Annotated in this window: 13 protein-coding genes, 1 tRNA gene and 2 pseudogenes; 7 read left to right on the top strand and 9 right to left on the bottom strand. The window is 58.6% G+C overall.

Annotated elements, in window-relative coordinates; all coding sequences use genetic code 11:
- Nucleotides 1-2 precede the first annotated feature (2 nt).
- Nucleotides 3-2,201, top strand: a complete 2,199-nt coding sequence (gene paoC / locus ACPYOI_RS09225) for an aldehyde oxidoreductase molybdenum-binding subunit PaoC (protein WP_481415272.1) — start codon at nt 3-5, stop codon at nt 2,199-2,201.
- Nucleotides 2,202-2,307: 106 nt separating this feature from the next.
- Here the strand turns inward: paoC and ACPYOI_RS09230 are convergent, their stop codons facing one another.
- Complete coding sequence (locus tag ACPYOI_RS09230) at nt 2,308-2,610, bottom strand: DNA cytosine methyltransferase (RefSeq protein WP_481415271.1); 303 nt, start codon at nt 2,608-2,610, stop codon at nt 2,308-2,310.
- Between ACPYOI_RS09230 and ACPYOI_RS09235 the strand changes: the two genes are divergently transcribed.
- A complete protein-coding gene (locus ACPYOI_RS09235) occupies nt 2,558-2,722 on the top strand; it encodes a helix-turn-helix domain-containing protein (protein WP_481422817.1) in 165 nt (54 codons plus the stop codon). The two genes, ACPYOI_RS09230 and ACPYOI_RS09235, sit on opposite strands and share 53 nt — an antisense overlap.
- Before the next feature lie 199 nt (nt 2,723-2,921).
- Here the strand turns inward: ACPYOI_RS09235 and ACPYOI_RS09240 are convergent, their stop codons facing one another.
- Complete coding sequence (locus ACPYOI_RS09240; RefSeq protein WP_481422818.1) at nt 2,922-3,974, bottom strand: glycosyltransferase family 2 protein; 1,053 nt, start codon at nt 3,972-3,974, stop codon at nt 2,922-2,924.
- Between the two features lie 226 nt (nt 3,975-4,200).
- On the opposite strand from ACPYOI_RS09240, the pseudogene ACPYOI_RS09245 reads away from it, so the two are divergent.
- Nucleotides 4,201-4,507: pseudogene (locus ACPYOI_RS09245) on the top strand (ATP-binding protein); the annotation flags it as partial.
- A 276-nt stretch (nt 4,508-4,783) separates the two neighbouring features.
- On the opposite strand, the gene ACPYOI_RS09250 reads toward ACPYOI_RS09245, so the two are convergent.
- From ACPYOI_RS09250 to ACPYOI_RS09270, 5 genes are all read right to left on the bottom strand, one after another.
- Entirely contained in the window at nt 4,784-5,491 is a 708-nt protein-coding gene (locus ACPYOI_RS09250) for a peroxiredoxin-like family protein (protein ID WP_481415268.1), read from the bottom strand.
- A gap of 34 nt (nt 5,492-5,525) precedes the next feature.
- Nucleotides 5,526-6,464: a LysR family transcriptional regulator gene (locus ACPYOI_RS09255; RefSeq protein ID WP_481415267.1), complete on the bottom strand. Its 939-nt coding sequence runs from the start codon at nt 6,462-6,464 to the stop codon at nt 5,526-5,528.
- 875 nt (nt 6,465-7,339) lie between these two features.
- On the bottom strand, nt 7,340-7,711 hold the full coding sequence (locus tag ACPYOI_RS09260; RefSeq protein WP_481415266.1) for a response regulator transcription factor: 372 nt from the start codon (nt 7,709-7,711) through the stop codon (nt 7,340-7,342).
- An 85-nt stretch (nt 7,712-7,796) separates the two neighbouring features.
- The gene (locus tag ACPYOI_RS09265; RefSeq protein WP_481422819.1) at nt 7,797-8,483 is read right to left on the bottom strand and encodes a response regulator transcription factor; all 687 of its coding nucleotides are present in this window, start codon (nt 8,481-8,483) and stop codon (nt 7,797-7,799) included.
- Between the two features lie 135 nt (nt 8,484-8,618).
- Nucleotides 8,619-10,481: a PAS domain-containing sensor histidine kinase gene (locus ACPYOI_RS09270; protein ID WP_481422820.1), complete on the bottom strand. Its 1,863-nt coding sequence runs from the start codon at nt 10,479-10,481 to the stop codon at nt 8,619-8,621.
- 1,013 nt (nt 10,482-11,494) lie between these two features.
- Here ACPYOI_RS09270 and ACPYOI_RS09275 point away from each other — a divergent pair.
- Together ACPYOI_RS09275 and ACPYOI_RS09280 are read left to right on the top strand one after the other, a co-directional pair.
- Nucleotides 11,495-12,880, top strand: coding sequence for an FAD-binding oxidoreductase (locus ACPYOI_RS09275; protein WP_481415264.1), 1,386 nt, complete (start codon nt 11,495-11,497; stop codon nt 12,878-12,880).
- Between the two features lie 38 nt (nt 12,881-12,918).
- Nucleotides 12,919-13,089 (top strand): annotated as a pseudogene (locus ACPYOI_RS09280) (ATP dependent DNA ligase); the annotation flags it as partial.
- Here the strand turns inward: ACPYOI_RS09280 and ACPYOI_RS09285 are convergent.
- Nucleotides 13,078-13,296, bottom strand: coding sequence for a hypothetical protein (locus ACPYOI_RS09285; RefSeq protein ID WP_168833668.1), 219 nt, complete (start codon nt 13,294-13,296; stop codon nt 13,078-13,080). The pseudogene ACPYOI_RS09280 and the gene ACPYOI_RS09285 overlap by 12 nt on opposite strands.
- A gap of 348 nt (nt 13,297-13,644) precedes the next feature.
- Nucleotides 13,645-13,734, bottom strand: a tRNA-Ser gene (locus ACPYOI_RS09290).
- Nucleotides 13,735-14,003: 269 nt separating this feature from the next.
- Between ACPYOI_RS09290 and ACPYOI_RS09295 the strand changes: the two genes are divergently transcribed.
- Both ACPYOI_RS09295 and ACPYOI_RS09300 read left to right on the top strand, forming a co-directional pair.
- Nucleotides 14,004-15,116, top strand: a complete 1,113-nt coding sequence (locus ACPYOI_RS09295) for a septal ring lytic transglycosylase RlpA family protein (protein ID WP_481415250.1) — start codon at nt 14,004-14,006, stop codon at nt 15,114-15,116.
- A 72-nt stretch (nt 15,117-15,188) separates the two neighbouring features.
- On the top strand, nt 15,189-16,382 hold the full coding sequence (locus tag ACPYOI_RS09300) for a D-alanyl-D-alanine carboxypeptidase family protein (protein WP_481415249.1): 1,194 nt from the start codon (nt 15,189-15,191) through the stop codon (nt 16,380-16,382).
- The last annotated feature ends 75 nt before the right edge of the window (nt 16,383-16,457 follow it).

A 16,457-nucleotide genomic window follows, 5' to 3' on the forward strand; every position in this document is an offset into this window, starting at 1 on the left:
TCATGCAGTTCGACAAGCCAGCAACGACCAACCCGATCGACCAGCTCAAGATGGTGGGTAAACCGATCCATCGCATCGACGGCCAACTCAAGACCACTGGCCGGGCGATGTATGCCTACGAATGGCATGACCAGAACACGCCCTATGTCTATGGCTACCCGGTCGGGACTGCCATCGCCAAAGGTAGGGTGAAGTCGATCGATGCGTCCGACGCGAAGAAGTCGACTGGGGTGCTCGCGGTTGTCACGACCCTCGACGTCGGCAACCTGGAGAAGGGCAAGTTCAATACCGCCAAACTGTTCGGCGGCGCCGAGATCCAACACTACCACCAGGCCATCGCCGTCGTTGTCGCGCAGACATTCGAACAGGCCCGCGCAGCCGCGGCGCTGGTCAAGGTGGACTACGAAGAAGAAGCGGGCATTTTCGATCTTCGGGCAGCGATGGCGTCCGCCGCAAAGCCGGACGAATCCACTGAGCCTGACACCGCCGTCGGCGATTTCGAAGCTGCCTTTAAGTCAGCACCCGTTACCCTGAACGAGAGTTACACAACACCGGACCAGTCTCACTCGATGATGGAGCCGCATGCGTCCATAGCCGTCTGGGACGGTGACGAGGTGACAGTCTGGACTTCGAGCCAGATGATCGACTGGTGGCGGACCGATCTGGCGACGACGCTCGGGATCGAGAAGGAGAAGGTCCACCTGATGTCGCCTTTTATCGGCGGAGGCTTCGGCGGCAAGCTCTTCCTACGTGCCGACGCCGTTCTTGCAGCCTTCGGTTCGAAGGCGGTCGGCCGTCCGGTCAAGGTCGCGCTCCCGCGTCCCTTTGTGCCGAACAACACGACCCATCGTCCGGCGACGATCCAGCACATCCGCCTCGGTGCCGAGCGCGACGGCAAGATTACGGCGATCGCTCACGAGAGTTGGTCGGGCGATCTTCCAGGAGGCGGGCCGGAGACGGCGGTCAACCAGACGCGGCTTCTCTACGCGGGCGCCAACCGCATGACAGCCATGCGGCTTGCGACGCTCGATCTTCCGGAAGGAAATGCGATGCGCGCGCCGGGCGAAGCACCAGGGCTGATGGCGCTGGAGATCGCTATCGACGAGATGGCCGAAAAGGTGGGGATGGACCCCATCCAGTTCCGTATCGTCAACGACACGCAGGTGGATCCGGAACATCCGGAGCGTCCATTTTCCCAACGCAACCTTAATGGTTGCCTTACCCTCGGCGCCGAGCGGTTCGGTTGGAGTGAGAGGCCGAAAACGGCATCGCGCAGGGAGGGTAACTGGCTGGTCGGCATGGGCGTTGCGGCTGCCTTCCGCAACAACCTCGTGATTCCGTCGGGCGCTCGTGTGAAGCTCGACCGCGAGGGCGTCGTCACGGTCGAAACCGACATGACGGATATCGGCACTGGCAGCTACACGATCATTGCGCAAACCGCTGCAGAGATGATGGGCGTCGGCATCGACAAGGTTGCCGTGCAGCTCGGCGACTCGCGCTTCCCGGTGTCGGCAGGATCCGGCGGCCAGTTCGGTGCGAACTCTTCGACGTCGGGCGTCTATGCGGCCTGTGTGAAGCTCCGTGAGGCAGTCGCAAGCAAGTTGGGCTTCAACTCCGAGGACGCCGTGTTCGAGAACGGGCAGGTCCGCTCCGGCAATCGGTCCGTTGCGCTCGCCGACGCCGCTGGCGACGAGGGACTCGTCGGCGAGGACACGATGAACTGGGGCGACCTGACGAAGACGCACCAGCAGTCGACCTTCGGAGCCCACTTCGTAGAAGTCCGCGTCGACGGCGCCACGGGCGAGACGCGCATCCGCCGCATGCTGGCCGTCTGTGCAGCCGGGCGCATCCTCAACCCGATCACCGCCCGGAGCCAGGTTATCGGTGCGATGACCATGGGAGCTGGCGGGGCACTGTCGGAGGAGCTTGCCGTCGACACGCGTCGCGGCTTCTTCGTCAATCATGACTTGGCGGGGTACGAGGTGCCTGTGCATGCGGACATCCCCCATCAGGAAGTGATCTTCATGGACGAGGCCGATCCGATGTCGTCGCCGATGAAGGCCAAGGGCGTTGGGGAGCTTGGCCTTTGCGGGGTGTCTGCGGCGATCGCCAACGCGATCTACAACGCGACTGGCATCCGTGTCAGGCACTATCCGATCACGCTCGACAAGCTGATCGGCGAGCTGCCCGACGTGACGTAGTAAAGCAGATCAAATTGCGCCCGCGATGCCCTTACGGATTCGCACTCCTGCTGAAGTACAAGGAAATCGGCGCATGCAGCGATGCGCCGATTTCTTCTCCAGCTCCTTAAATCGTGACCAGAGTGTCTATAAGATCTAAACCTGATACCTCGGCAAGCGGAGGCGCTGCGACCGATATCCGTTTGGCCGGGCGGATACTCATCATCCGCTCCCAGTCGATCTCCCATCCCTTCAACGCCGACAACATTGCCAGTCTCATCGCCTGCCCAACGGCAGGGACGACGGCATTCCCGAGCTGATCGGTGACAGATCCGATGCCGCCGATGAATTCCCACGTGTCAGGGAATCCCTGGCGGATGCGCCTCGCTGCTGCGCGGCCCCGGCGCGGTCGTGAGCCAATTTCCTCCATAGCCGATTCGCTGGGCTACCTTTCCGATAGCGCGTTTAGCGCCACCTTTCGGTGGATTATGGGCGTTTCTCCGACGCAATATCGAGCCGATCACGCAAAGGGCAGCCAATGACTAGCCTTGCTTCTCGGACAACACAGCCCCGTGAACCGCAAGGCCTTGATGCCGATAGCGTAGAGAGAAGAGATCAGCGCTTGAGGCCGGAAGATCAGGGAGAGCCACACGAGCCCGGCTGGGGAATGTGGCGCTGAATGAAGTGCGACCTGCCGATAAAAGCAGCCGAAACTCGCTTGCGTAAATTCTCCAAGGCGACCTATCCCATGGCATGGCGGATAGTTTTCGAAAGGCGCCGCAGGACGTTGGGCCTCGATGAGGCGACAAGCTTCCATGACAGGATGGCTTTCGCCATGTGACGAGGGAGGACGCCGACGGAAAGGAACCAGGCTGCCAGCATCGCACGGCGTCGTCGGGATGCGTTCATTTCCAGGCTGGCAACCGCGCCGGCAGTCGCCAGGGCAAACCTGGAGTCGCCGGCGACAGGGTGTTGCTGCCTGTCGATGCAAAGTGATGCCAAGCGCTCCTCCAAATGGATGGGATCATGGAGGTCGACGTCCGGCCGCACCTCCAGGCCGATCTCGGCTGCCTGATCCGACAGGGCCTCCAGCCGATGAAAGTCATGCTGTACCCGCCAACGTGCGCGTTGGCCGAGTTGTTCTGCAAAGGCAGAATGGTTGGCGCCATGCATGCGATAAGCACCGAGGCAGTCATCGATCGACGTCACGTCTCCATGTAGGGGCGCAACGGTGACCAAATATCCATCGGCCCCTTGCCTGAAATCCTTTTCCGGAATTGGCATGATGGTGTCAAGAACGGACCGTTTGAATGCCAGGCCGCTCGTGACGGTGGTCTGATAGCGGCCTTTTTGCAGCAGCTTCGGCGTGACATCGCCAGAATCGAACGGTACCTCCGGACGCGGAAACACATCCTTTTCATGCATATGCTCATCGACGATGTGCAATCTGAACTGCACCTGGGCCGTATTGTTTTCCCAGGCATCGATTACCTCAGATATCGCATTTGGATAGAGGTAATCATCGGCGTCGAGAAACATCACGATCTTACCGTGGCTCAACGCGAAACCGGTGTTGAACGCTGCGGCATGCCCGCCATTTACTCCCCGCGGACATGTCTTGATTCGCGGCCAATACGAGGCGACGACATTGGCCGTGTCGTCCGTCGAGGCATCATCGATGACAATGACTTCTACATTGTCGTAACTTTGCTCCAACGCGCTGTCGATGCAGCGTCCATAATTGTAGTTCGCAATAACAATGGAAACTGAAACAAGGTCTGGGCGGGAATACATTGCATTGAACCTCGCAATCTGCTTTGGTTCGCGGCGAACCTTCTCATTCAGGTCCTGTGGATAAAATTTGTTCCTGGCAAGCGCGGCCTTTAAGGCGAAAACGCTGCCCTCACGGACATGCTGACCAACCGGTGATGAAGATCATGCTTGATCCGTTTGTACTGCCACGAGCGTCTTCAGCTTTATGGCTTCTGAATGACCGGCCACCCGGAACAGCCACATAGCGATCGCCAATCGTCTCGTCCACTCCGAGCTCGGATACCTGCCATTTAGCGCGTCAGGCGGCGCGCTGCTCCTCCATATGCTCAGCAAGCTTTACGAGCGCACTAGCGTCATCATCACCACCAACCTCAGCTTTAGCGAATGGGCCAGCGTCTTCGGCGACGCCAAAATGACGACGGCTCTCCTCGACCGCCTGACCCCATGGTTGTCATATCTTGGAAACCGGGAACGACAGCTTCCGCTTCAAAGCCAGCTCGGCCACAGCAGCCCAGAAGAGAGGAGAAAACGGCAATCCCTTGACCAAACCCTGATCAGAAAACCATACTCAGAGGTGGCTCACTTCTCGGTGGAAAAACCGGCTCAGGTCCGCACGGAAATCAACACGAAAACCGCCAGATAGAAGCCCGAGGCAACCTGGAACGTGCGATAGAAGTCCATCTGCCGGGATCTCCCTCGCCAGGCCAGGCCCAGGCCACTTCCTATCTGAGCGCACCATGCGTCGCGGCGGGGCACTCCGAATTCTGCCTCTCGCGATAGCATGTGCCATCGCTGGCATTGAGAACCTCTAATTGGAGCGTTAGTAGTAGTCACCAAGAGTGCGCTGAATTCTCGCCGCTCCGAGGGGCAAGTTCGCGAACTCTGTTGAGGATGTCGGACGGCTCTTGGCGGATCGTAAAATCAGGCTCGACGAAGGAGTCTCTGATTATGCCGTCTTGATCGATCACGAAAGTCGCCGGAATTGGCAGCATCCACTCCGTCGATCCGTGACGGTGCCCGAAATCGTAACCCTGCCCCGAGTAGTGCGCCTTGGTTTCCTCAGGGACGCGAAACAAGACACCATAAGATATCGCCACGCCATGGTCGACGTCCGCGAGCATCGTCAGGTCGAGGTTCAACTGCCGTTTCAGTTGCCTCGGCAGATCACGGGTCTCGGGAGACACCACGACGAGGTTCGCCTTCAGACTATCAAATTCGGCCTTGACCGCCTGAAGAGCGCGAAGCTCCGCGTTGCAGAATGGACACCATCCCCCCCGATAGAAGCTAACCACAAGCGGCCCTTCACCACGAAGCTGTTCGGACGAATGAAGTCGTCCATTTGCATCGGGTAGAAGAAAATCTGGCGCCGTGTCGCCAACCTGCAATGCGTGCGAGGCGATGTCTGCCTTGCGGAGCCAATCGACGAGAAAGAGGTAGGATTCCCGGTCGGCGTCACTGAACCCGGCCATGAGCTCGTTACGCACTTGATTGAGGGTCCTGGTTAAGTGGTCAGACATCAATTCGACGGTCATCGGCATACCGGGTATCGTAAGAAATGGGCAATATGTGGACTCATGCGGACATACCGGTCGCTTCGAGGTGGCTGTGACGCTCGGTTTGCAGAGGCGATCCCGTATGAAGAGACCAGTCGCGCAACCGCGCGACCTTTACAAAGGCGTCAAGCGCTGGCGAGTAGCGTCGGCCCTGGACCGCAAGAAGCCGGACCTCTCGCCATACCGGGTCACCCTCAATCGGAAGCGCCTTTAGCGAGGGTAAACGGGGCATATGCTCGGGAGCGAGGACTATTCCAAACCCCGCCGCTGCCAAATGTTGCAGGTGCAAGTCCCGGCAGCTTCGATGATTGTGATGCGGCGGCGCGTCGGGAAAGCAGAGACGGCGAAATTTCCGAGCCACGTCACAGTAGGAGCGATTCAGGATAGCGGCTTCGCGAAGCGCTTCGATTCCGATCGCCGGAAGATCGGCAAGTTCATGCGACGGGGCGAGAACCGCGACATAGCGCTCTTCGAACAGCGTCCAATCGTCGATTCTTTCTGGTCTCTCGTCGAGATCACCAACCAAGGCGACATTTACTTCGCCCTCCAGCAGAAGCTCGACAAGGCGGCTTGGCGGCTCTTCTCGAAGCTCGACATGGAGGCCGGGGACGAATTTGCGGATCTCAGCGATGGGCTCGACAACGAGCGAAGCGGAAATGGATGGGGCGAGACCGATCGTTAAGGGAGCTACTTCCTTTTGCTGAAATTCACGCGCTCGGCGTCGAACCGCCTCAGTCGATGCAAGTGCGCGCTCAAGCATGGGCAGCACCGCCTTGCCCAAGTCAGTGAGGTGAGTAAGTTGACGTTCTCGGTAGATGAGCTCGCCCCCAAGTTCCTGCTCCAGCTTTTGCACGCCCTTGGTCAGCGCCGGTTGCGTCACGTTACACATCTCCGCCGCACGCGTGAAATTCATCGTGTTTGCAAGGGCCAGAAAGTACCGAACCTGATGGAGTTCCATTGGTGTTCACCGTCTCCTATTCAAGTCGCTGATGAGGACATGTAATCGCGTTGGCGAAACCGCAGGAAGCATTGGCCGCTCCGCATGCACGAAAATGTGCTTGTGATCAGGGCCAACTCGCATCCCTTGTCGAGGCCCCGCGGCGAGAGTGGGAGAATTTGAGGTGATATTGACAACGCCCCGCGACGCTGCCCTGGTGGAATTGCATGTGTCGTTGACTAGCATCCTGGAAACCTCCACCTTTCGATGCAGTCTTTATTCATGAAAACTTGGCGGTTGGAAACTATACAGTGGTTTGCTTTAACTACCCCTTAGAAAAAGGGGTTATTGCAGTCGCACCACTCCATTGAATTTGGATGGCCGCGTTCGTGGGCGGATCGGATGAGTACTTCTTCCGGTCACACCGGCCTCGGGGGTATCTTCCGGACGGCGTTTTGACGTTCTCAGCCGCGGAATTCTTCCGCATCCGCGACATTAATAGCGACTGTCACTCGCTCGACCAAAGGAGAGCGTCGAACGCTAGCGCTGTCTTGGAAGTCAGACTGGTCACGTCAATCTCTAGATAATCGAGCGGAAATTGCTGCGTACGAAATGCGCCGGATCTTCGCGTGCAAGCACGTCGCCTTGACGTCGCCGAACGCCGTCTGGGATTTCTTGATGATGCCAAGGGCAAAAAAAGCTCGCTGATCGACTCCTTGAGCTTCGCATCACGGACGTGATGTCGCTGGCCCGGAGCGCGTCCCTGCTATCATGATCTCGAGGTTCTCGACATCAGGCGCCGACATTTCCTTCAACATCGATCCCGACGCTGCCGACAAGTTCAAGCCCGACCAAAATATGCTTCCGGATCGCGCAGCCACCTGACGCTTTTCGGATCAGCCGACCCGACATCCAAGGACATCCTCGATACAGGCGATCAGCTGCGCGCTATCGATCGGCTTCTCGATCAATGGGAAATGCTCGCCGAGGCGGCGTGCATCGTTCGCGCGCTCAGGGAAGGCCGTCATGATGATGACGGGCACGACATCTGCCTGGTCGTTCAAGAGGCGCCTCAGCTCGAGGCCGCTGGTCCCGGGCATCTGGAGATCAGAAACGACGCAGTCGAAGCCGTTTGCGCCGGCCACGAGCAGCGCATCAGCGGACTCAAAGGCCGCAGTCCGAATGCCAAACGAGCGCAGCAAGCCGGCTATCGAGGTCCGGACAAGCTCATCGTCGTCGACGATCGCGATGGCGATACTCGCGCTCAAGGGGTTCCTTTCAGGAAGCATGGAAATACGGATTGCAGTTTAACGTCGATGAGAGGCACGACAATCGAACGTGTGTTTGCCTGGCCTATACTGGAGTATGGTCTTGGAGGGTGCCTCGCTCGATCGCTTCCATCATCCTGATGACCTGTGCGAGCGTCTGAGCGCACATCTTGCGCATCGCGCTCCCGCGATGAAGCTTGACCGTTATCTCGCTTAACCCGAGCTCGCTTGCCACTTGCTTATTGAGGAGCCCGGACGAGACCAATTGCAGAACTTCGCGCTCGCGCGATGTCAGCGATTCGTATCGCGCACGGAGGGATTCGAGCTCGCTCTCCAGCTCCTTCAACCGAATATCCTCGAGCAACGCGCATGCGATCGCGTCCATTAGATCCTGGTCGCGGAACGGTTTCGATAGGAAGTCCACCGCACCGGCCTTCATCGCCCGCACCGACATCGGTATGTCTCCATGACCCGTTATAAACAGGATGGGTACGCGCTCTCCGCGCTTGGCGAGTTCGGCTTGAAGGTCGAGCCCACTCACGAGGGGCAGGCGCACGTCCGCAACCAGGCAGCGGACGCCCTCAGGCAGGGGCTTTGACAAGAGTTCGACCGCACTTGCGTAAAGAGCGGACCGATATCCCGCGGATCTGACAAGACCATCGATGGACTTTAGGACCAGCTCATCGTCGTCAACGATGAGTACGATCGGCGCGGCGCTAGAGCTCGGTTGCATGGCGGACGTGTTCGACATTACGCGCAATCTCAGCCCCATCGCTCGCAGGGTTGGTATTCTCGAATTTGCCAATAAAACGGCGTTTTCGACTTAACCTAAGCCTGGAGCGCCGCCTATTGAACATTTGTATAGTTTGAGAAACGAAGGTCTTGGTCATGATGGTCACCACGGACGTCAACTAGGCTCGATCGGAAGCGCGAATCCTACAGTCGCCCCACCGGCCGCATTTGCGCCGGCGAACATCCGGCCACCATGCGATTCGGCGATCGACCGGCAGATCGACAGCCCCATTCCCATGCCGTCGTTTTTCGTTGTGAAGAATGGTTCGAAGATGTTCGCCAGATGCGCCTCATCGATCCCGAGCCCGTCGTCGCTGACACGAAGCGTGACGCAGGCCTCATCCCGCGCGGTTTCGATGGTGATTCGACGTTCGCCCGCATCAGATTTCCTCGGGGCCTGCAGTCCGTTCGCCAGGAGATTGATGACGACCTGCTGAATCTGCACGGGATCCGCGAAAATTGCTGGAAGGTCGTCCGCCAAGTCGAGACTGATCGAACCCCGATGGTGATTGATAAGCGAACGCAGCAGCGGCAAGGTGCTCCTCACCAGGTCGTTCAGGTCGAACTTGGTCGGAGCCGGCTCCTTGCGGGTGAAGATCGCTCGAAGCTGCCGAACGACATCGCTGACGCGTCGGGCACCGACGACGACTCGCTCAATCGCCTCTCTCGCCTCCGCGATGTCTGGTTCGGCGCGATTGAGCCAGCGCAGACTTGCCTCGCCGTTGGTGAGGATTCCGGAAAGGGGTTGATTGATCTCGTGCGCGATCGACGCGGTCAACTCCGCCATCGTAGCGATGCGTGTGACGCGAGTAAGTTCAGCCTGGGCGCGATGTATTTCCTGTTCGGCCATCTTCGCTGAGGTGACGTCCATGATGACGCCGACGGCGTTCAGCTCGTCCTCACCCGGCGCCGGCTTGACCAACACTCGCAAGTACTTGATCCGACCGTCGGGGAAGGAAAGTCGGTGCTCGAATTCCACGTCGCTTTCGTTGCGCTTTATGTGTTCAAGCTTGTCCCGAACGAGGTCGATATCGTCGGGATGAACACGCTGGAGATATGGCTCGAACCCTGGCGTCACTTCCCGGTCAAACTCCAGAATCCGGTAGGCTCCGTCCGACCAGTGATGCTCACCGGTCCGAAGGTTTGCGCCAACGCTGCCCGACTTGTTGATTAGCTGGCCTTGGCGGAGAAATGCTTCATTCCGGCGGAGCTGGTGTTCAGCACGCCTTCTGTCCTCGATGTCAAAGGTCGCGCCATACCACTGAACAACATTCCCGTTCTCGTCGCGGCGAGGTGTGGCGATGGAGAGATACCAACGATATCCGGTCTCGGGGGAGCCTGCGCGGAACTCATACATTCCGTCAGCGTCGGTTCCGATGTGGTTGGCCCAGTAGCTTACGATGCCATCGCGATCATCGGGATGAACCGAGTCCTTCCACCCCCCGCCAATGATGGTGGCGAGTGTTTGACCCCAGCGCGCGAGATATCGTTCGTTTGCATAGTCCATCTCGCCGGCCGCCGTCGTGCGCCAAATCATGGTAGGCATGTTTTGGAGCATCATGCGGATGTCTGCCGAATCCGCATCTCGTGCAGCTTCGGAAGCCTTGCGTTCGTTGATCGGAAGCGCGACGAGAGTCTTCGACGAGCAGGGGAGATGGGCGTCGGTGGGCAGGGCGATATTGACTAGAAACCAATGATACTGACCATTTCGGTCCTGAATCCGGATGTCGACCGAGCGCGTGTCCTCTTCCGAGCCGGCGGCATAGCCGAGGGTCTCGCGATCCTCTTCATGCACCGCGTTCAGCCACGCGTCGCCGAGGAGGTCTGCAGGGGCGATTCCAGTGAAGAGCTCCCAGGCGCGATTGAATCTGCGCCCGCCGCAATCGAGATCGATCTCGCAGATCAATGCCGGGACGCTGTCGCACCCAAAGCCGGTATGGGGCGAGTCGCTCCCCAACGCGGATCGCGCCTCACTCATGTCCGATACATCTCTCTCGCGCCAGCCGGCGCAGCGTTGAATCACGTATCATCGCGAATTAACTTCGCAGGCTTGAATGGAAGACACCGTAATTCCGGTGAACTCCCACTCGGGTTGCTTTGAATTTCGATGCCCGCGCGTCGCACTGGTCCGTGATTGGTGTCAAAGCAACCGGCGAGGGTTGCTTCAGCCGAAGCTTCCTTCGAGTACGTTGGCGCGCAAAATAACCACTTCGTCCCAGAGGTGCTAGATCGTGAAAATGAGTTTGAGTTATTCATCCGGATGATGAACGACCCTCAGTGCCTCATATCCGTATCCGCGTCCGGCGCTCGATGTGCCATGTCACTTTGGTATAGATCGAGCGCTAAAGTTTCCGGTGTGATGTAGCCGGTGCTGTGTCAAGGACGACCAATGCGTCGTTCATTGCTGCCGTACTTGGCGGTCCAGTTGTGTTATACTCCTCGTGTGTCGCTGATACAATAAGCCTCGCTATGCGACGCCTTTGATCACAAGCTTCCTTCCGTTGAATTCCACGGCCTCGCCAGCCCGTGCTCCTTCAATTGCCTCGAAAATCGGGGCCATACCCTCTCAAGCTCGGCCGACAAGTCTGCAACACGTCGATGTTGCTCCAGCGTCGCACGAGCCGCATCCTTGTTCTCGTCTGCCTCAGCCATATCGCCTCTCTGAGGATATCGGGACGAAGATAGATCATCTGGTGAGGTAAGAAAGAGCGGGGTTCGCAATGACCGCAATGGGCCGGCAGCGGACACTTGGCTCTGATTGCGCCAGCTTCGTGCACAAAACAACCGCACATTACCTTCATCAATGAAAATTCCTCGCCTTCACCTTCAGGGTATCGATGTGCAGGTCGGGAATGAAGATGCTTCGTCCACCGCCTTCAACCGATCGAAACGCGTTGTCACTTTTCGGTTGGCTTGGTTCGTGATAAATTTAACGCCCCACTTCGATGCCGACCATCTGCTAAGCCACTGATAATCCTAGGAGGAAAGATCATGCGCGATGAGGATGTGACAAAATTCGCTGGAACAATTCGCGGCAGTGTCATTCAACGCGGCGATGCTGAGTATGAAGAGGCCCGCAAGCTTTACAATGGCATGATCGACAAGCACCCATTGATGATTGCTCGCTGCGCTGACGTTGCTGATGTGATTTCTGCGGTGAGTTTTGGTCGAGACAACGAGCTGCTCGTCGCCATCCGCGGTGGCGGCCACAACGGCCCTGGCCTTGGCAGCTGCGATGATGGGTTGGTCATCGATCTATCGACAATGAAAGGTGTGCGCGTCGACCCGTCAACCCGGACTGTGCGGGTTGGCCCCGGCTGTACGTCAGGTGATGTTGACCATGCCACCCATGCCTTTGGGCTCGCTGTCCCCTTCGGCATCGTTTCCACAACCGGGGTCGCGGGGCTGACGCTTGGCGGCGGCTCGGGCTATCTGACGCGGAAGTATGGCCTCACCATTGACAACCTGCTTGAAGCTGACGTGGTTTTGGCCGATGGCAGCTTCATGACAGCGAGTAAGAAGGAGAACCCGGATCTGTTCTGGGCCCTTCGAGGCGGCGGCGGCAATTTTGGGGTGGTGACGAGTTTTCTGTTCCAGGCCCATCCGGTAAAGATGGTATTTGCCGGGCCGATTTTCTGGGACGCCGCGCTCCACGGCAAGGAAATCATGCGTGCGTATCGCGACTTCCTGCCGAAGTCGCCCGAAGAGCTCGGTGTTTTTGTCGGGCTGAAGACGGTGCCGTCGATGGACCCGTTCCCGCGCGAGGCGTGGGGCAAGCGGGCCTGCGCCATAATCTCCAGCTTTAACGGGACCGAAGAGGATGGCAGACGCGCGCTGGCGCCGCTCCTCGACAAGCTTCCGGCGCCCTTCTTCAATTGGATGGGGGTGATGCCGTTCCCGGCTATGCAGGGGTTATTCGACCCGTTTTTTCCGAAGGGCCTGCAATGGTATTGGAAGGGCGATTTCGTGAAGGACCTCCCGGACGCGGCAATCGATACCTACATCTCGGAATCGGCAAAGGCGCCGAGCGAACTATCGCTGATGCATCTCTACCCAATCGATGGCGCCGTTCGCCGTGTCAGAAGTGACGAGACGGCTTGGGGGGCGAGGGATGCCAACTGGTCAATGGTGATCGCGGGGATCGATTCCAATCCGCAGCAGGCAGGGGCCTTGACGCGCTGGGGCCGGGCCTACTGGGAGGCGGTCCACAAATTCAATCCCGGCGGCGCCTATGTCAACTTCATGATGGACGACGAAGGCGAAGCGCGCGTTAAGGCAAGTTATGGCGACAACTACCCGAGGTTAGCTGCGATCAAGAAGAAATACGATCCTGCCAATCTCTTCCGAGTTAACCAAAATATTCGACCAGCCGCCTAAACCAAGACAGACGCTCAGTTGGTCAATCTAGGCTGTAGAAGCGCGACCCTGTTTTCGTGAAACCTACACTTATCGCCGAGATCGAGTATCGCGCCTGGACCTATAACGGGAAGCTGCGGCACGCGTCGTATAAGGGGCTACGGGAGGAGCAGGACGAAGCCGCGATCGACCAATTGATGGACTTTGCCCCCGACGGGTCAGAGCTTTGATTTCTTGCCGCAGTAAGTCGTTGGCGGCGGCAGCGCCTCGTGTGCTTGTGCCAGTGTTTCCAACCAGGCAGCCAAACCTGCGGGAATTTGCTCATTCCCGGCTTCGAGCGCTTCGATCCACGACAGCTCGCATTGGAGCGCCGATGCGATGTTGATCGGCGTCCATCGGATATGCAGAAGGCATTCGGAAAATCGTTCTGGGGTCATGGCTGTAACTGCCAGTGATTTTGAGCTAAGCCACAGTCGCACACAGGCCTGGGGAGTCAATCGTCATCCCAGTTCTCTTTGCCATAAGGGGCGAGCCGAAGCCCCGCTTGTACGCCGGAAGAGCGAATGGCCTTCCATATCTCCGAATACATGAGGGCCGCGGAGGAAGTCGATCCGCGTATCGTTCGCTGGGAGATCATTGAGGACCTGCCTCCGCGAGCGAATTTGGCGTGCGCGGTCTTGATTGCCGCGTTCCGGTCAGACACGCGGGAGAAAGTGTGACCCAAAGTGGGACTGGGCCTTGGTGTTCTATTTTATCGTGAAATATCAACTATATGAGTAAGCACCTGGCGGAAGAGGTGGGATTCGAACCCACGGTACGGTTTCCCGCACGCCGGTTTTCAAGACCGGTTCCTTAAACCACTCGGACACTCTTCCTTGCGCGCCTTATGGCGCAAAGGTCGTGGCCAATGCAAGGGTCGGATGGAAAAATCTTGGTTTGAGGACCAGCAACGGCGGCGGTCACAAGCAGCGCATTAGCAACTCGTTAACTATAACCATTAAAATTGTTCGCATTCCGCCGAAAACATCCGCAAATTCAACGCCGAAACCACAGAATTAAAGTCTCGTTAGGTGGATGGAGATAGGCGTGACTGGTCCATTTCGGGCAACTCCTTCACCATAATGATTTGAGCGGCGTGGGGCATATGAGACTGAGATACGGGGCGGCGTCTTTCGCAACGGGTACGCGGTGGCTTGGATTGGCGCTTATGTGCGCAACCGTCACGGCTTGTGGCACGACATCGCAGGTGCCGAAGAAGCGGGCCCATGGCAAGGAATATTTCTCCGAAAAGGAATACGGCGTTAAGGCCAGCCCGCGTGTTGCCACCGGCAACAGCATACCCAAAGGCGGCGGCCGCTACATGGTCGGCAATCCCTATGAGGTCAGGGGCAAGTGGTATTACCCCAAGGAAGACTTCAGCTATAGCAAGGTCGGTGTGGCGTCCTGGTACGGCTCGGCCTTCCATGGCCGCCTGACGGCAAATGGTGAAGTCTACGATCAGATGCATCTGTCCGCCGCGCATCCGACCTTCCCGTTGCCGAGCTACGCGCGCGTGACGAACCTCGAAAACGGCTCCTCGGTCATCGTTCGCGTCAATGACCGTGGCCCCTATCACGAAGGCCGCATCATCGATCTTTCCAACAAGACGGCGGATATGCTCGACCTGCAGCATAGCGGTACTGGTAAGGTGCGCGTGCAATATGTCGGCAAGGCGCGCATGGATGGGCATGACATGCCTTACCTGATGGCATCCTACATACCGAAGGGCAGCCGCATTCCGGCCGTCAATCCGGAAGGCCAGATTGCAACGGGCGTGATGGTCGCATCCAACAGCAAGAAGATCACCGGCGACCAGCTCCAGAGCCTTGGGACATTGACGGTCGATCCGTCGAACGTACCTGTGCCTTTCTCCGCAACGGCCTATGGCGGCGCAACGCCGAGTGCGCCCTACAATGCAGCGCCGGTACCGAGGCCGGCTCCCGCCTTCGCCAATGCCGGGCAGGCTCCGGCTTTCGCCAGTGCCGAGCAGGCTTTCGGGCAGATGGTCGTGCTGCCGGAAATCGGACCTATTCCTTATGAGCGTCCTTACGGAGCCGGGCAGGGAGGCTCGCTCGCCTTGGGCTACCAGGATGAGGTTGTGAAGACGGTGCCCGTCGAACTTGCCTTCGACGCCGTCCTGGTTCGCAATGACAGGCTGACGCAGAATTCAATTCGAGCCTCCTACAAGCGCCAGCAGGCAAAACAGATCGCACGCTGAACGGAAGCGATTGCGCCCGGCGCGCACTGTCTCTAACGTTTGGAGTCGAAACTTCTGTCCAATGGAGCTCCGATGTTGAAGCGCCTGCTTCGCCTCTGCGCATGCCTTCTATCCTTCGCTTCGCCATCTTACGCCGCAGAACCCGCGCCCGCGGGTTTTGTCACGAAAGCCGCGCAGGCCTATATGGTCGAGGCGTCGACGGGGACGGTGCTGCTTGCAAAGAACGAGGATCAGACTTTCTCGCCCGCCTCGCTCGCAAAGCTGATGACGATGGATCTTGTCTTCGGCTCGTTGAAGAACGGCGAGATCACGCTCGACACCGACTATCCGGTTTCTGAATATGCCTGGCGGACGGGCGGTGCACCCTCGCGGACGGCTACGATGTTTGCGGCGCTGAAATCGCGCATTCGCGTCGAAGACCTGGTCAAGGGCGTTGCGATCCAGGGCGCCAACGACGCTTGCATCATTCTTGCGGAGGGCATGAGCGGCACCGAGGGTAATTTCGCGGCAGCGATGACCCGGCGGGCGCAAACGCTCGGAATGGAAAAAACGATCTTCGGAAACTCCACCGGCCTGCCGGACGGCAAAAGCAAGGTGTCCGCGCGTGACCTAGTGACGCTCGCGACGGATCTGCAGCAGTCTTATCCCGAGTATTATCATTATTTCGCGCAGCCGGATTTCGAATGGAACAAGATATTCCAGCGTAACCGCAACCCCTTGCTTGACTTGGGGCTTGGCGCCGACGGATTGGCAACCGGCTTTGCAGAAGGCGAGGGGTATTCGCTCGTGGCGTCGGTGGAGCGTGATGGAAAGCGGCTTTTCCTGGCGCTCGGTGGCATGCCATCCGACAAGGAACGGACCGAAGAAGCCAAACGCATTCTGGAATGGGGCCTGACGGCCTTCGAGAGCCGCCAGCTTTTTGCCGACAAGGAGGCCATTGGCGCCGCCAGCGTCTATGGCGGCACGGCCCGGACCGTGGATCTCGTCGCGAAGGGTCCCGTCAGCGTCTACATTCCAGTGAGCAACCCTGAGCGGCTGTCGGCGCGGATCGTCTACCGGTGGCCGTTGACGGCTCCCGTTGATGCCGATACGGAAGCCGGCACGCTGGTCATCGCGGCAGGCGGCCGCGTGTTGCGCGAGGTACCGCTTTACACAGCGCAGAGCGTCGGGGTGGGATCGCTCAGAAGCCGTGCCGTCGATGCGCTGCTGGAGCTTGGTGAATCGTTGTTATTTTCCTGGCTCTGGGACAGGGCAGAACCGACCTGATCCGCCAATGGCGGATTGCGGAGAACGCATGGAGGTCACTCGGACGGTTTCGCTTGGCCCTGTCTTTCGATAGAT

The organism is Rhizobium sp. SVR5-2C, from assembly GCF_056755115.1.

Coding starts and splice junctions, on each gene's coding strand:
- ACPYOI_RS09295 (WP_481415250.1), top strand. CDS start 14,004: ATGAGACTGAGATACGGGGCGGCGTCTTTCGCAACGGGTACGCGGTGG.
- ACPYOI_RS09275 (WP_481415264.1), top strand. CDS start 11,495: ATGCGCGATGAGGATGTGACAAAATTCGCTGGAACAATTCGCGGCAGT.
- ACPYOI_RS09285 (WP_168833668.1), bottom strand. CDS start 13,296: ATGACCCCAGAACGATTTTCCGAATGCCTTCTGCATATCCGATGGACG.
- ACPYOI_RS09240 (WP_481422818.1), bottom strand. CDS start 3,974: ATGTATTCCCGCCCAGACCTTGTTTCAGTTTCCATTGTTATTGCGAAC.
- ACPYOI_RS09235 (WP_481422817.1), top strand. CDS start 2,558: ATGCGCCTCGCTGCTGCGCGGCCCCGGCGCGGTCGTGAGCCAATTTCC.
- ACPYOI_RS09270 (WP_481422820.1), bottom strand. CDS start 10,481: ATGAGTGAGGCGCGATCCGCGTTGGGGAGCGACTCGCCCCATACCGGC.
- ACPYOI_RS09255 (WP_481415267.1), bottom strand. CDS start 6,464: ATGGAACTCCATCAGGTTCGGTACTTTCTGGCCCTTGCAAACACGATG.
- ACPYOI_RS09300 (WP_481415249.1), top strand. CDS start 15,189: ATGTTGAAGCGCCTGCTTCGCCTCTGCGCATGCCTTCTATCCTTCGCT.
- paoC (WP_481415272.1), top strand. CDS start 3: ATGCAGTTCGACAAGCCAGCAACGACCAACCCGATCGACCAGCTCAAG.
- ACPYOI_RS09265 (WP_481422819.1), bottom strand. CDS start 8,483: ATGGGGCTGAGATTGCGCGTAATGTCGAACACGTCCGCCATGCAACCG.
- ACPYOI_RS09250 (WP_481415268.1), bottom strand. CDS start 5,491: ATGCCGATGACCGTCGAATTGATGTCTGACCACTTAACCAGGACCCTC.
- ACPYOI_RS09230 (WP_481415271.1), bottom strand. CDS start 2,610: ATGGAGGAAATTGGCTCACGACCGCGCCGGGGCCGCGCAGCAGCGAGG.